Annotated in this window: 10 protein-coding genes; 5 read left to right on the forward strand and 5 right to left on the reverse strand. The window is 63.2% G+C overall.

The window, feature by feature from the left end; all coding sequences use genetic code 11:
• Positions 1-454 precede the first annotated feature (454 nt).
• The gene (locus BWP39_RS10765) at positions 455-3,121 is read left to right on the forward strand and encodes a hypothetical protein (RefSeq protein ID WP_133116856.1); all 2,667 of its coding nucleotides are present in this window, start codon (positions 455-457) and stop codon (positions 3,119-3,121) included.
• Positions 3,122-3,144: 23 nt separating this feature from the next.
• On the opposite strand, the gene BWP39_RS10770 is transcribed toward BWP39_RS10765, so the two are convergent.
• The 3 genes from BWP39_RS10770 to purT all read right to left on the reverse strand — a co-directional run bounded on the left by BWP39_RS10770 (position 3,145) and on the right by purT (position 5,095).
• Positions 3,145-3,513 carry an MliC family protein gene (locus tag BWP39_RS10770; RefSeq protein WP_096719928.1) on the reverse strand — a complete coding sequence of 123 codons (369 nt, stop codon included), beginning with the start codon at positions 3,511-3,513 and terminating at the stop codon, positions 3,145-3,147.
• Positions 3,514-3,593: 80 nt separating this feature from the next.
• Complete coding sequence (locus tag BWP39_RS10775; protein ID WP_096722422.1) at positions 3,594-3,776, reverse strand: DUF6726 family protein; 183 nt, start codon at positions 3,774-3,776, stop codon at positions 3,594-3,596.
• 95 nt (positions 3,777-3,871) lie between these two features.
• Positions 3,872-5,095, reverse strand: coding sequence for a formate-dependent phosphoribosylglycinamide formyltransferase (gene purT, locus BWP39_RS10780; RefSeq protein WP_096719930.1), 1,224 nt, complete (start codon positions 5,093-5,095; stop codon positions 3,872-3,874).
• Between the two features lie 307 nt (positions 5,096-5,402).
• On the opposite strand from purT, the gene BWP39_RS10785 reads away from it, so the two are divergent.
• Together BWP39_RS10785 and BWP39_RS10790 are read left to right on the forward strand one after the other, a co-directional pair.
• Positions 5,403-5,930 carry an META domain-containing protein gene (locus BWP39_RS10785; RefSeq protein ID WP_096719932.1) on the forward strand — a complete coding sequence of 176 codons (528 nt, stop codon included), beginning with the start codon at positions 5,403-5,405 and terminating at the stop codon, positions 5,928-5,930.
• A gap of 161 nt (positions 5,931-6,091) precedes the next feature.
• The gene (locus BWP39_RS10790; RefSeq protein WP_096719934.1) at positions 6,092-9,997 is read left to right on the forward strand and encodes an FtsK/SpoIIIE family DNA translocase; all 3,906 of its coding nucleotides are present in this window, start codon (positions 6,092-6,094) and stop codon (positions 9,995-9,997) included.
• A 61-nt stretch (positions 9,998-10,058) separates the two neighbouring features.
• Here the strand turns inward: BWP39_RS10790 and BWP39_RS10795 are convergent, their stop codons facing one another.
• Entirely contained in the window at positions 10,059-11,219 is a 1,161-nt protein-coding gene (locus tag BWP39_RS10795; protein ID WP_096719936.1) for a lactonase family protein, read from the reverse strand.
• 337 nt (positions 11,220-11,556) lie between these two features.
• On the opposite strand from BWP39_RS10795, the gene BWP39_RS10800 reads away from it, so the two are divergent.
• Positions 11,557-11,715, forward strand: a complete 159-nt coding sequence (locus tag BWP39_RS10800; RefSeq protein ID WP_096719938.1) for a DUF3096 domain-containing protein — start codon at positions 11,557-11,559, stop codon at positions 11,713-11,715.
• Between the two features lie 107 nt (positions 11,716-11,822).
• On the opposite strand, the gene BWP39_RS10805 is transcribed toward BWP39_RS10800, so the two are convergent.
• Positions 11,823-12,068: a hypothetical protein gene (locus BWP39_RS10805; RefSeq protein WP_096719940.1), complete on the reverse strand. Its 246-nt coding sequence runs from the start codon at positions 12,066-12,068 to the stop codon at positions 11,823-11,825.
• A 157-nt stretch (positions 12,069-12,225) separates the two neighbouring features.
• On the opposite strand from BWP39_RS10805, the gene BWP39_RS10810 reads away from it, so the two are divergent.
• On the forward strand, positions 12,226-14,103 hold the full coding sequence (locus BWP39_RS10810) for a glycoside hydrolase family 15 protein (RefSeq protein WP_096719942.1): 1,878 nt from the start codon (positions 12,226-12,228) through the stop codon (positions 14,101-14,103).
• Positions 14,104-14,146: the final 43 nt, after the last annotated feature.

A 14,146-nucleotide genomic window follows, 5' to 3' on the forward strand; every position in this document is an offset into this window, starting at 1 on the left:
CCTGGCGGGAAAAGATGCGCGTAACTGCACCAGGGCTGCCGAAAATTTTTCCAGGCGAGGCAGCGCCGGTCGCTCAAAGAGACGCGTGTGCATTGTTTACGCCGCCCACTTCGGATATGCACACATGAATTCGCATGGCACATCAATGCCTTCGGATCTACATGAATAATTCTCATGCAACCAGGAATGAGCGATTCATACGCTTCTCGACCACGACCTTTTTGAAGCTTCGTCGGGAGCGAATACATCGTGAGTGCATCGTCATTCGCATTGAGATTGCTGAACCGGGCTAGCACCAGCCGCTTTGCGCAATTGGCCACACGAGGAATACACATTGCGACCACCGCCCCTTCCAGCTAAATCTCCTGTAACAGGCAACCCCGCACCACTGTCAGCCGCCGGCAATATCGCCGATAAGGCAACTCCGCTTGACAACACCTCCCGGCTCCCGGGGATGTCGCCGTCTTTGTCCGGGTTGTCGTCAAAACCGGCCGGCACGGTCGCGCAAGGAACATCTGCGAAGCCGGTCTCAGTAGCAATGCGACCCATCGCCAATTTTCAGGTATGGGAAAACGCCTGCTTAACCGACAAGAAGCGCGTCGATCTTGCGATCCTCGGTGGATTCAAGCAAGTGCATGGGATGTATGCCAAAGCGATGGACGCCCCTGTGGATCAGCAGCCCGCACTATTCGCCGCTGCGGATTCAAAGAAAGAGCATTTCCTGCAGACCGTGGAAACGACTTACGCAAGGCTACGCACCGACCACACGGCAAAGTGGACAGGAGAACCGGACGCAATCGCAAAAGTGTTAAGCGGCTTGACCGGCATGGCGTCGTGTCTCGACCATCTCACAGCAATCGCTGCGCAAGCCAGTCAGGTATCCGCAGCCGAGAGCAGGTTGTATCAAGCGTCGCTACCTCTGTATAGCGGCACCCATGCGCCATCGGAAGAACAAACGCGTCAGATCCGGCAACTGCTTGACAGTGACGATGGCCGTCTCATAGACGACTGTGGACGCGACGTGCTGAAACGCCTCGATCGCTTACCCGATGAGTTCAAGCTGCATGTCCGCAGCAACGGCATCAGCTTGACGGACGAACTGACCAGAACGGTCAGTTCGATGACATGCTCCGCCGTATCGCGTCAAGGCCTTCGGGAGCGTCTCGCCGCAAGTACCGAGAAGCGTTACGAAGGCATCGACCACGGGGCGGAGCAACGGAGCGGGCCACGCATGTCCGAGCATGAGCTGCGGACGATCACGGGCAATGCGGAACAGGCGCTGCTGGAATTGACGCAGTTCGCCGGAGACTGGCTGCAATCGGTCCACGCCCATCTGTCGTGGACGAGAGAGGCGCTGCGTCGGCCGGACTGCAACAAACTGGAGAACGATCTCAAGACGAACCACGAGAAGCTCAAGGGGCTTCAGTTGTCGGCTATCGATCTGGCCGTGCGGGCTCAGAATACGAAGCTGACACGGCTGGGCTTTCTGTATGAAGCGATTTGTGTGGACGAAGAAGAGTCCGGACAAGGCGACGAAAAGTCACTCGACGCAAAATGGCAGCGCAGGTACCACTACAGCGATATCGCACAGGATGTCTATTGCCTGCTCGAGGACATCACGAAAATTTGTCCGGGTAGCAACGCATACGCGCATAGGCCAGAACCTGAACTGGACATACCCATACTGCGGTTGATGGCCGAAGCTGCATCCGATATCAGGACCGACATCGAACTTGATGAAAGCGAGATCGCATCAAATCCGGTCGGCCTGCCGATGGAGAACGAGGCATTAGACGCCCTGAAAGCGATGCGCATCAATGTCGGCGATATCGAGGAATGCCTGTCGGGCTACGTTGACGAAGCAATCCGCGAACGACGCCAGTCTGGAATCAGGGGCGACGGGCCACAATCGAGGCAGCGGGCGCGCGAATACGCAGCCGCACATCTCGATACGTTTCGGACGCCGCAGTCGAACGAGATGCCGCATAGCGTCACGATTGCGGACGAAGAAGCCGAGCTGGCAATCAAGGCCGCCGCGGATCGAAAGAGCAGAAAGGAGGCGCTGAATCAAACTTTGCCTGCAGGTCTCAGCACGGGGCAAAAGAAGGCATGGAAAGAAAAGCAGAAAAAGTTGAAGGCGGCGGAGGTCCAACGGCGCGCGCAAGCAGCGGGCGAAGACGCCAAAGCGTTAGCAACGGCGCATCAGCGCGTTCATACGATCGCAAACTATGACCTCGACACGAAGGTCGCCGTCGAGGGATCGGCAGCGGATGCGGTCGTCGCGCGAATGCAGCTTGAACTGAATGAGGTCAGTCTCAAGCTGAAAAGTGGTCACTCGATCTCGGAGCAACTCAGGGAAGCCGCCCAGCAACTACGTAATGTGGCGTCCGGCTTGCGCAAGGATGTCGATACCGTCAATGCCGACGTCGATCTCGTCAAGGACGACGAAGTCGATCCGGCGAAAGCCGCTGCGACCCTGCGCGTTGCTGAGCAATCGAAGACACGTCTGACAGAAGCAGCCGTAGTGCTTGAAGAAAAGGCATCGGCGTTAATGGAGAAAGCCGAAGCGATGTATGTCGCGCGACAAATGACGATGGCCGTCAAGAAGCCGACGTGGGAAATCTATGAATGCCTGCGCGAAAATGCTCAGATCAAGAGCGCTGCCGTGCTCGGCGAGCCTCGTCCACTGGGTGTCGAAACAGCACAAGGCGGTACCCGCGAGGAAGGTGAAACCGTTCAGGAATATCTGCTGCGGCTAAAGACACCGCAACGGATCAGGTATCTCGACGAGGACTGGTCATCCGGCGAGCTACAGATGATAGAAAGAGAAAAAAACGAGGACCGCTTCCTGCTTCATGTTCATCGCGACAAGAACGGTAAGCCGCTCGCCTGCCATTTCAAACGGTGGGAGGAGCGGCGTTACGGCAACATCGAGGAGCGGCCTCTACCCGTGTATCGCGGTCCGATTTTCAACCCTGCGACAACAGAAACGGTGATCGAGCAGATCAAGACATTTGCGCAGGAATCTCCTGCGCCGATGAATTTACCCGTTGCAGGCACGCCGGCTGCACCGACGAGATCGGCGTTGCGGAACATGCCAGCTCCCCGGCGCTTCGCCTGAGCACCGGCAATGTCACATGCCGCCTAGCGGATCATCGTGACGCAGTCGGACATCACAGGCGATGCGTCGGCGCCGCCTGTCGCATCGTAGAGATCGGCGCGCGGCCCTTTGGTCCACCATGTGTAGCTGCCAGCCTGGTACTTCACGCCCGATGCGGCGATGGTGCTGACGAACAGCAGCGGCTGACCTTTGACCGGCACGAGCGCGAAGCTCTGCCCGTTGGCGGCGTTCAGGTAGGTGACCTGCAGGATCTTGCCGGTCGCACAGGTGTACTTCTGGGTCTGGCGTTGTTTCGGCTGAATGTCTACGAGCGGCTGTGGCGCGGCCCACGCCGCGCTACCCACCGACAATAAACCCAGCACGCCAGTTGCTGCGACCAGCCATGTTCTCATCGTCTTCCCCGCGAACTCATGTGCAATTTCATATGCAATTGACTGTTGATGTATCGACCGGCGCCGCACGTGACGAACACTCAAGGATCGATCACGCCTGCACACGCATCGGTCGGCGCGGCAGCGACGTGGCCGACCACCGGCACGATCTTCAGCCCCGCCGATGCAATACGGCACGGTGCAGCGGCCAGCCCGCACCCGCTAAGGGCAACGCACAACGTACCGAGCGCGACCCATCTGCCCCATCGAGCGCGTCCTGTCATTGCGCCGATGTCCAACCCAACCTGCTGATTCATGGTGTGCCTCTCTACCCCGCGCGCCGGCCTGATTGTCGTCGCGCGGCAATACCTGGTGATACTCAGCCCGCCGAACCCGTAGAAACCGGGCGCACTGCGGCAGCGGCCTGCTTCGCGCGGGACCGCGCTTCGTCGGTGCTCGCGCCCGTAGCAAGCGCCACACCCATGCGGCGCTTCGCGAAGCTTTCGGGCTTGCCGAACAGCCGCAAATCCGTGTCGGGCAACGCCAGTGCCTGCGCGACGCCTTCAAATGCGATGGCGGTTTCGTCGAGCCCGCCGTAAATCACCGCCGATGCACCCGGCGCCCGCAACGACGTATCGACCGGCAAGCCGAGAATCGCACGCGCGTGCAGTTCAAACTCCGACAGACGCTGCGTACACAGTGTGACGAGGCCCGTATCGTGCGGACGTGGACTCACTTCCGAAAACCATACGTCATCGCCCCGCACGAAAAGTTCCACGCCAAAGAGACCGCGACCGCCCAGTGCGGTCGTTACCTTGTGCGCAACGTCGCGCGAACGCTCGAGTGCGAGTGCGCTCATCGGTTGCGGTTGCCACGATTCGACGTAGTCGCCGGCTACCTGCACGTGACCGATCGGGTCGCAGAAATACGTGCGCGTTTCGCCGTTCGCTGGATCGATCGCGCGCACGGTGAGCTGCGTGATCTCGTAGTCGAAATCGATAAATCCTTCAACGATCACACGGCCGCGATTCACCCGTCCGCCCGCCAGCGCGTACTGCCAGGCGGGCTCGACGTCGGCGTCGCTCTTCAATACCGACTGCCCCTTCCCCGACGACGACATCACCGGTTTCACGACGCACGGATAGCCAACCTTCGCGATGCCGGTGCGCAACTCGTCGAGCGAATCGGCGAATGCGTAGGGCGACGTAGGCAGGCCGAGTTCTTCGGCGGCGAGGCGGCGGATGCCTTCGCGGTTCATCGTCAGCTGGGTGGCGCGCGCGGTCGGAATCACTTCGGCGAGGCCGTCGGCTTCGATGGCGGCGAGCGCATCGGTGGCGATCGCCTCGATCTCGGGGACGATCAGGTGCGGGCGTTCGGCTTCGACCAGCGCGCGCAGTGCGGCGGCATCGGTCATGTCGATCACGTGCGCGCGATGCGCGACCTGGTGACCCGGCGCATCGGCATAACGGTCGACGGCGATCACTTCGATGCCGAGCCGCTGCAACGCGATGATCACTTCCTTACCGAGTTCGCCGGCACCGAGCAGCATGACGCGCGTCGCCGATGCCGAGAGCGGAGTGCCGATCCGTTGGCCGATCTGCATGAGGTCTCCAGAAAATTCAAGTCGGATGAGAAAGCGCAGGCAATGAAGGCCTGCCATGAGGACGAGCAATGTTAACACGCTGACCTTGCCCGCGATTTCGCCGTTTTTGCCGGCGCTGGCGGGTTGCGGCGAGGTTGGGTCGGAGTTGCGTCGCGTGCCATGCGTGGCGGAGGTCCGTGCTGCATCACGTCACGTCAAGCCGTGCCCGGACCATTGCATCGAGCGCGGCAAAGCACTGTGGCGCTCGCGTGCGGCACACGGAGTGCGTTACCCTTACGCCTTCGCCAGTTTGAAGAGGAACGACGCCATGCCTTCAACGTCTTCCGCGCGACGCGTTGCGCGCTTCGTTGCACCGCTCGCCGCGCTGACCGTTGCCGTGCTGCTCGCCGCATGCTCGATGCCGGTTCATACCGATGCCTCCGCCGCGCCACCCGATCCGTTCAACCCGGCGGCCACCCAGTTGCTCGACGACACCGCGTGGCAACTGAGCAGTTGGACCGATGCCCACGGCACGGCCCGCAACGTACCGCAAGCAGGCAGCGCTGCGCCGATCACACTGACGCTCTCGACGGCAACCGGTCAACGGCGTGCCAGTGGCTTCTCGGGTTGCAATCGCTACCTGGGCACCTATGGGTTGAAGGACGGCAAGCTGTCGTTCGGGTTGCTGGCCGGTACGCGCAAGGCATGTCAGTCGCCGGGCGGCGCACTGGAACCCGCCTATCTCGACGCGCTAGAGCATATCGCGCGAACCGGCGTGCAGATGCGCGCGCCGCAGCAACTCCAGTTGACGCTCGAGAACGGCGACACACTGGTGTTCGCGCGCGACAATCCATGATCGTGTCTGCGCAGGCCGCGTCCGGTACCCTGCCGACGACGCGCCACTGCGCGACCTAACACCTGTGACATCTTTAACACTCGTCTTCGAAGCATCTTGCTTTGCCGGTTTAAACTCGACGGGTTGCGCGTCCGCGCGTCTGTCCTTCATCGATGTCTAGCATGCACACGGTAGTTTTCGGCTGGTTCGGCGCGTCGGCCGTCTGGTTCATTCCTCTGTTCTGGCGTCTCATCAAAGCCGCGCTGCCCGGCGGCGCCGGCCTGCGTGGTCCCGGCACGATCCGGCTATGGCTCGGCTTCGGCTGCGTGCTGGTGGCCAGTTGCGCGCTGGAGGCATCGCTCGTCGATATCGACGGTGTCGACCGCTTCGGCCACGCGCTGGCGGGCGGGTTCGCCCGGCTGCTCGGGCACATCGGTACGCCGCTCGTCATGCTGGCGCTGTTCCTCGTGAGCCTGCCGTGGCTGATCGGCTTTCGCTGGAGCCAGGTCGCGCGCTGGGCCGATGCGGCGTTCGGGCTCGGTCTGTCGCGTGTGAAACGCGATGGCGACGACGCGCGCGGGCGGCGTGGGATCGATGAGGGGATGCCGGCTTCATCTTCGTACGAGGTCGGTACGGGCAATACGGGCGTCAATCCGATGGCGCCAAAAACACAGGGACGTTATGCACGGCCGACTGTCTGGCGGCCGCCTGTTACACGCATCGCGAAGAAAGGCACGACCGGTGACGGTGCAAACCAGCCGGCACCGGCTACGGTTATCTCGCCGGTGTTGCGCGGTACCGCGGCAGGAACCGGCCGGCGGACCTACGCGCCGCCCGCGACGGGTAAACCGGCACCGTGGATGCCTGCCGAACCCGTCGCCCCTGTCGGTTGGTTGGGCGGTGAAACGGGCACCGGTGGTGTAACGCGTGGCTTGCCGCCGGCTGGTGGCAGTGGCGTTGCCAGTGTTGCGGGTACCGTGGGTACGGCGGGTTCGATAGCGCGTAGCGCGAAAGTGTCAGGCACTGCGCCGCCGGTCGTGAATAGCGCGACGGCGTCCCCGGTTGCACGGCCTCGTGCGCCGTTCGCCGATCCGGTATCGCAGGCGGGACGCAATGGCCTCTCCCCTGCTCCCGCCGTGCCGCGCGCGACACCGGCACCGCGCCCGATCACGCCGCCGCCACGCAGCGTCGTGCGAACTACTGCACCGGCCGTGCGACCGGCGGTTGCAAACCGCACGCCGCAATATCCGGGCGAGAGCCAGCGCGGTTCGCAGGCCCCCACGCTCTCGCACCCTGTGGCGCCGACACTCACTGCACCGCGCGTCACTCCACCGCCGAGCGTGCAGGACACGCTGCGCAGTATCGAAGAGAACACTGCAAGCTGGGCCACGCTTGCGGGTGCGAGTGTCGTTCATCAGCAGGCCTTGGAACCACGTGTGCCGGATGAAAATAGTGGTGCGGTCGGATCGCCGAATGGTGTATCCGCCGTTGCGCCTGGGGCGACGGCGATCGTAACGTCTGCTGCAACGCCCGTCGTCACGCCTGCTGCAACACCTACTTTTACGCCTGCGGCTGCAGCCATCGCTACGTCTGCGCCAACACTCACCGTTACGCCCACGACAGCGGCCACCATTGCGTCTACGACGACGCCCGCCGCTACGTCCTCAGCAACACCCATCATCACGCCTACGACGGCAGCCATTGCGCCTGCGACAACATCCGCCGATACGTCCGCAGCAACACCCATCGCCACGCCTACGACAGCAGCCACCGTTACCTCTGCGACAAGATCCGCGGTGACGTCCGCAGCGACACTCGCCGCTCCACCGGCAACGACAATTGCGGCCACAGCGACGCACGTACCTTTGGTGGGCACTATTTCCGCGGCATCGCTGGCGCTCGAACACCTGAACACCTCTACCGATGTCTCACCCGTGCCGCCAACACCGCCAGCCACGAGCGTTGCAGCGAACCATCCGGTGGAAATCAACCCAGGTAGCGGCCCGGTCGCAGCGGTATCGACCGCCTCTGTTGCATCACATACCGCGCAGGCTTCCGTGCCGCCGTGGGAATTCGTTGCAACAACGGAAGACGCATCGCCCACCACATCGGTTACACACGCTACGCCGGTCGTACCTGTCGCGCCCGTGACGAGCATCATCACAACCAGCCCGCAAACGACGGGCGGCGTCGCTCACAATGCAAGCCCTGCCATCGCTCGCGAGTCGGTCGCGCCGAACACATACGACGCATCCGCAGCAGCCAGCACCCCGCTGCACACCGTCACAACAAGCTTCCACCCAGCAACCGAACCTGCCGACGACACGTTCGCGTCCGAAGCCGCTCCGTTCACAGACGACGCCACACCACCGCCGCCATCGAACGTAGTCCGCTTCCCCGGCCTGCCTGCCACACGCCAGGTAGCAACCGATGCGTTCGATCCGACAACCACCGCCACATCGCTCGAAGAATCAATCGAAGAATCAACCGACGAACCGCTCGAAGAACGCCCACATCGCGCACCCACCACGCCGCAAGACGACCCCGTCGTCCGCGCACCACTCGGCCACGCCCCAACCAGCTTCGAATTTCACGCGCCGGCTGCATCGTCGGTCGAACTGCCGACGCTCGATCTGCTCGCACGCGCCTCGACCGACGTCGAGCCCGTCTCCGAAGCGCGCCTCGCCGAAACCGGCGCGCTGATCGAGCAGCGTCTGCAGGAATTCAAGGTGCCGGTGACCGTGGTCGGTGCCTCGGCGGGACCGGTCATCACGCGCTTCGAAGTCGAGCCGGCACTCGGCGTGCGCGGCAGCCAGATCGTCGGGTTGATGAAGGATCTGTCACGCGGCCTCGGCCTCACGTCGATCCGCGTCGTCGAGACGATCCCCGGCAAGACCTGCATGGGCCTCGAACTGCCGAACGCGAAACGCCAGACCATCCGGCTCTCCGAAATCCTCGAAGCCGATGTCTATCAGCACTCGCACTCGATGCTCACGCTCGCGATGGGCAAGGACATCACCGGTCACCCGGTCGTTGCCGACCTCGCCAAAGCGCCGCACATGCTGGTGGCCGGCACCACCGGTTCGGGCAAATCCGTCGCAATCAACGCGATGATCGTCTCGCTGCTCTACAAGGCCGCGCCCGAAGACGTGCGCCTGATCATGATCGATCCGAAGATGCTCGAGCTCTCCGTGTACGAGGGCATCCCGCATCTGCTGGCGCCGGTCGTCACCGATATGAAGCTCGCCGCGAACGCGTTGAACTGGTGCGTCGGCGAAATGGAGAAGCGTTATCGGCTGATGTCGGCGGTCGGCGTGCGTAACCTCGCCGGGTTCAATCAGAAGGTGCGCGATGCCGACGCAGCCGGCAAGAAACTCGGCAACCCGTTCTCGCTTACGCCCGAAGCGCCCGAACCGCTCGCGAAGCTGCCGCTGATCGTCGTCGTGATCGACGAACTCGCCGATCTGATGATGGTGGCGGGCAAGAAAATCGAAGAGTTGATCGCGCGGCTCGCACAGAAAGCACGCGCCGCCGGCATCCACCTGATCCTCGCGACGCAGCGCCCGTCAGTCGATGTGATCACCGGGTTGATCAAGGCGAACATCCCGACGCGCGTCGCGTTCCAGGTGTCTTCGAAGATCGACTCGCGCACGATTCTCGACCAGATGGGCGCGGAGTCGCTGCTCGGCCAGGGCGACATGCTGTTCCTGCCGCCGGGCACCGGCTACCCGCAGCGCGTACACGGCGCGTTCGTCGCCGACGAAGAAGTGCACCGGATAGTCGAGTACCTGAAGCAGTTCGGCGAGCCGCAGTACGAAGAAGGCATCCTCGATGGCCCGGCCTCCGAAGGCGCGGCGCAGGATCTGTTCGGCGATGCGCCCGATGCCGAAGCCGATCCGCTCTACGACGAAGCGGTCGCGTTCGTCGTGCGCACGCGGCGCGCGTCGATCTCGTCGGTACAGCGGCAGTTGCGCATCGGTTATAACCGCGCGGCGCGGCTCGTCGAGCAGATGGAAGCGGCGGGGCTGGTGTCGTCGATGGGCATCAACGGTAGCCGCGAAGTGCTGGCTCCTGGCCCCGCGGAATAATTACACAACCACGCACACAACCGCGGCGCGCACACTCCGCGCGCCGCGTTCGCTCAAAACATCACGACGGCGAAACCAGCTTGAAGTCGACCGGCGAGCCGATATCGACGCGTTTCGGATTCGCTTCGAGCAACCCCGTCTGCTGATTGCGCCGGAACACGTACATCGTATCGCTGCCCTGATTGCCGACGATCAGCCATTGCCCGGTCGGGTCGATCGCAAATTCGCGCGGCGACTTGCCGAGGCTTGACTGACGCCCGACCAGCTTCAGATGGCCATTGGCGGCGTCGACTGCGAAGATCACGATCTCGTTCGCGTCGCCGCGATTGCTCGCGTAGACAAAACGTCCGTCCGGCGACAGATGAATCGCCGCCGCCCCCACCTGCCCCTTGAAGCCCGCCTCGGTCAACGGCACGACCTGCGCGAGCTTCAGCTTGCCGTCGTCGTAATCGAACACGCTGACCGTCGCGGCGAGTTCGCTCGTCAGATAGGCGTGACGGCCGTCGGCGCCGAACACCAGATGGCGCGGACCGCTACCCGCTTTCACGTCGGTGTAGCGCACTTCGGTCGGACCGAACAGGCCACGACTGCCATCCGGTGTGTAGCGATACGAATAGAGCTTGTCGGCACCGAGGTCCTGGGTGAACAGGTAGTGCCCGTCCGGCGAGAACACCGTCGAGTGCACGTGCGAATTATCCTGGCGCCCCTTCACCGGACCACCGCCTTCGTGATGCACGGTTAGCACCGACGTACCGACCTGGCCATCTGCCTGCAGCGGGAACACGGCGAAGCTGCCGCCCGGGTCGGCCGCCACCGAGTAATTCGCGGTGAGCAGATACTTGCCGTCCGGCGACAGGCTCAGATAGCACGGATCGTTACCCTCGGACGAAACCGTGTTGAGAAAAGTGAGTTGTCCGCTCGGCGCATCGAAGCGGAACGCGCTGATGCCGCCGCGTTGCGTCGCCGGGCCGTTGTCGCCGGGCCCTTCGTTGACCGCGTACACATAGCGACGATCGCCGCTCACGACGAGGTACGACGGGTTTACCGTTTTCGCGACGGAAACGGGCGTCGCATCGCCGGTTTTCGTGTCGAAGCGATAGACGTAAAGCCCTTCGCTCTTGCCGCCGGTGTAGGTACCGATCAGCAGGTCATAGACGCCGTTGGCAGGTGCCGGCGCGGCCGGTGTTTGAGCAAACGCATGAGTAGCAACAATCGAAGCCATGAGGGCAAAACCTTTGATTATCGAGCGGACGGATCGGGCGGATCGAACAGGTATGGCCTGGTGGCCAGGCACTTCGTCAGACTGTGGCGCGGCGATTGCTACAGCTTGGTTGCTGCGATGCATGAATGCCTCCTCAACAGCGGTTTTTGGGGTTGTGATGTGTATCGCTGGTCTGCCGCGCGGCTGTTATCGTTCGACCGGTCTGCGTCGAACGGTGCGAACAGTATAAAAGCGTCGCGCGGGGTTCGTCGCGGATTTAGGCCACGCGCGCCGTCGATGGCCGCGCAACCTGTGCGAATTGCTTCGCCTCACCGCAAGTTCAACCTACGGAGTCGCCATGAACATCACACTGAGTCTCGGTCCCCTCGTCTCGCTGATCGCCGGCATCCTGATCCTCGTGATGCCGCGTCTGCTCAACTTCATCGTCGCGCTGTACCTGATCATCATCGGACTGATCGGTCTGTTCGGGGTCGGCAGCTCGCATATGCATTTCTGACGTATCGCGGATGCCGCAGACAGGCGCGCACCGACGCTCACGCGCCACCCATTTCCCTGGCAGGAACGCGCCCGGATCGGACGCGAGGTCCGGCGGTGCTCAGCCGCTCAGCCGTTAGACAGCTGGTCGAGCCGCAGGCGTCCCTGCAGCGACAGACCGCCGACGGCATAATGACCGTCGCCGTCGTGATGCCGCTTGAAGCACGCGCGCTCGATCAGGAACGCGGCCGCGGTCTCCATCCCGTTGCGGGACAGGCCGAGCCGGTGTGGGTCGAGTGGCAGCAGGGAGTCGTCGGTGAGCTGGCTCGCAGCGGAGAGTATCGTGACGCAATCGGATTTCGACGGGTTCAGCATGGCGTGATCCTCGAAACGGCAACTGGCGGTGCGGCGGCCGACGAGCGTTACGCAAACGGTGCGCAACATCTGTCGACAATCCCCGGACTTCTGATTGTAGGTAGCGCGCGCGCAGAATGCCAATGACCTTTTCCCCCACGGAGCTGACCGCAGAACCATGCCCTCACCCATCGAAGATTACGCACTGGTCGGCGACGGCCACACGGCCGCGCTGATTTCCCGCAGCGGTTCCGTCGACTGGCTCTGCTGGCCGCGTTTCGACTCCGGCGCGTGTTTCGCCGCACTGCTCGGCAACGAAGACAACGGCCGGTGGCTGATCGCACCGGTCAGCGACGAGCCGCCGGTTATCACGCGCCGCTACCGCGGTGAGACGCTGATCCTTGAAACCGATTTCGAAACGGCCGAAGGCGCGGTCACCGTGATCGACTTCATGCCGCCCGGCAACGGCTGGTCGGAACTGGTGCGTATCGTGGTCGGCCGGCGCGGCACGGTGCGCATGCAGATGGAACTCGTGCTGCGCTTCGATTACGGCTTTTCGATACCGTGGGTCAGCCGCCTCCCGAACGACAGCGGCGTGCAGGCGATCGTCGGACCCGATACGGCGGTGCTGCGCACACCGGTCGAGCTGCGCGGCGAGAACATGCGCACGATGGCCGAATTCACCGTCACGGCCGGCGAGCGCGTGCCGTTCTCGCTCGCGTACGCGGCATCGCATCTGCGCGTGCCGCCCGCGCGCGATCCGCACACGTCGCTCGCGCGCACCGAGAACCACTGGCTCGAATGGTCGGCGCGCAGCACGATCGAAGGCCGCTGGGCGGAGCCGATCCGCCGCTCGCTGATCACACTGAAAGCGCTCGCGTACGAACCGACCGGCGGCATCGTAGCGGCACCGACCACGTCGCTACCCGAACAGCTCGGCGGTACACGTAACTGGGACTATCGCTACTGCTGGTTGCGCGACGCGACGATTACGCTGCTCGCGATGATGCGCGGCGGCTACTACGACGAAGCGCGTGCCTGGCGCACGTGGCTCGGCCGTGTCATGGCAGGCTCACCCGAGCAGTTGCAGATCATGTATGGCATCGGCGGTGAGCGCCGCTTGCCGGAGGTCGAACTCGACTGGCTGGCGGGCTACGAAGGCGCGAAGCCGGTACGCATCGGCAACAACGCGGTCGGACAGTTGCAACTCGACGTGTACGGCGAAGTGATGAACGCGCTGCACCTTGCTCGCGTAGGCGGCCTGCAGGCCGACGAAACTGCGTGGACCGTGCAGTGCACGATGCTCAAGCATCTCGAGACGATCTGGACGGAACCCGACGAAGGCATCTGGGAAACGCGCGGCGGGCGCCAGCACTTCACGTTTTCGAAAGTCATGGCGTGGGTCGCGTTCGATCGCGCGATCCAGTCGGCGGAAACTTTCAATCTGCCTGCACCACTCGAGCACTGGCACGAGATGCGCGAGCGGATTCACGCCGAGGTGTGCGAGAAAAGCTGGAATCCGACACTGAATGCGTTCACCCAGGTGTACGGCGGCGACGATCTCGACGCGAGCACGCTGCTGATCCCGCTCCTCGGCTTCCTGCCGCCGTCCGATCCGCGCATCGCGGGCACGGTCGCGGCCATCGAGAAAACCTTGATGCACGACGGCTTCGTGATGCGCTACCGCACCACCGAGTTCGACGACGGCCTGCCGCCCGGCGAAGGCACGTTCCTCGCATGCAGTTTCTGGATGGTCGACAACCTCGCGCTGCAAGGCCGCGTCGCGGAAGCTCACGAGATGTACGAGCGGCTGCTCGCCCTCGCGAACGACGTCGGACTTCTCGCCGAGGAATACGATCCGGCGGCGGGGCGGCTCGTCGGTAATTTCCCTCAGGCGTTTTCGCACGTTGCGCTCGTGCATACCGGTTTAAACCTGATGAAACACGAGCAGGAAATGGCCAAAGCAACCGGCCAGCCGGTCCACGACGGCCAGCCGGCGGGCCTCACGCCCTCCGCGACCGCACCGGACCCGGATCTCAGCCAGACCTCCATCTGAAATTACAGCGGCCGGCAGTCCCCCAAAGTGACGACAGGCTTGA

The sequence above is a fragment of the Paraburkholderia acidicola genome, from assembly GCF_002362315.1.
Classification (GTDB): Bacteria; Pseudomonadota; Gammaproteobacteria; order Burkholderiales; family Burkholderiaceae; genus Paraburkholderia; species Paraburkholderia acidicola.

Excerpts from the sequence above, each read along its gene's own strand:
- purT (WP_096719930.1), bottom strand. The coding sequence starts at position 5,095 with ATGCAGATCGGCCAACGGATCGGCACTCCGCTCTCGGCATCGGCGACG.
- BWP39_RS10790 (WP_096719934.1), top strand. The coding sequence starts at position 6,092 with ATGCACACGGTAGTTTTCGGCTGGTTCGGCGCGTCGGCCGTCTGGTTC.
- BWP39_RS10795 (WP_096719936.1), bottom strand. The coding sequence starts at position 11,219 with ATGGCTTCGATTGTTGCTACTCATGCGTTTGCTCAAACACCGGCCGCG.
- BWP39_RS10765 (WP_133116856.1), top strand. The coding sequence starts at position 455 with ATGTCGCCGTCTTTGTCCGGGTTGTCGTCAAAACCGGCCGGCACGGTC.
- BWP39_RS10775 (WP_096722422.1), bottom strand. The coding sequence starts at position 3,776 with ATGACAGGACGCGCTCGATGGGGCAGATGGGTCGCGCTCGGTACGTTG.
- BWP39_RS10800 (WP_096719938.1), top strand. The coding sequence starts at position 11,557 with ATGAACATCACACTGAGTCTCGGTCCCCTCGTCTCGCTGATCGCCGGC.
- BWP39_RS10770 (WP_096719928.1), bottom strand. The coding sequence starts at position 3,513 with ATGAGAACATGGCTGGTCGCAGCAACTGGCGTGCTGGGTTTATTGTCG.
- BWP39_RS10785 (WP_096719932.1), top strand. The coding sequence starts at position 5,403 with ATGCCTTCAACGTCTTCCGCGCGACGCGTTGCGCGCTTCGTTGCACCG.
- BWP39_RS10810 (WP_096719942.1), top strand. The coding sequence starts at position 12,226 with ATGCCCTCACCCATCGAAGATTACGCACTGGTCGGCGACGGCCACACG.
- BWP39_RS10805 (WP_096719940.1), bottom strand. The coding sequence starts at position 12,068 with ATGCTGAACCCGTCGAAATCCGATTGCGTCACGATACTCTCCGCTGCG.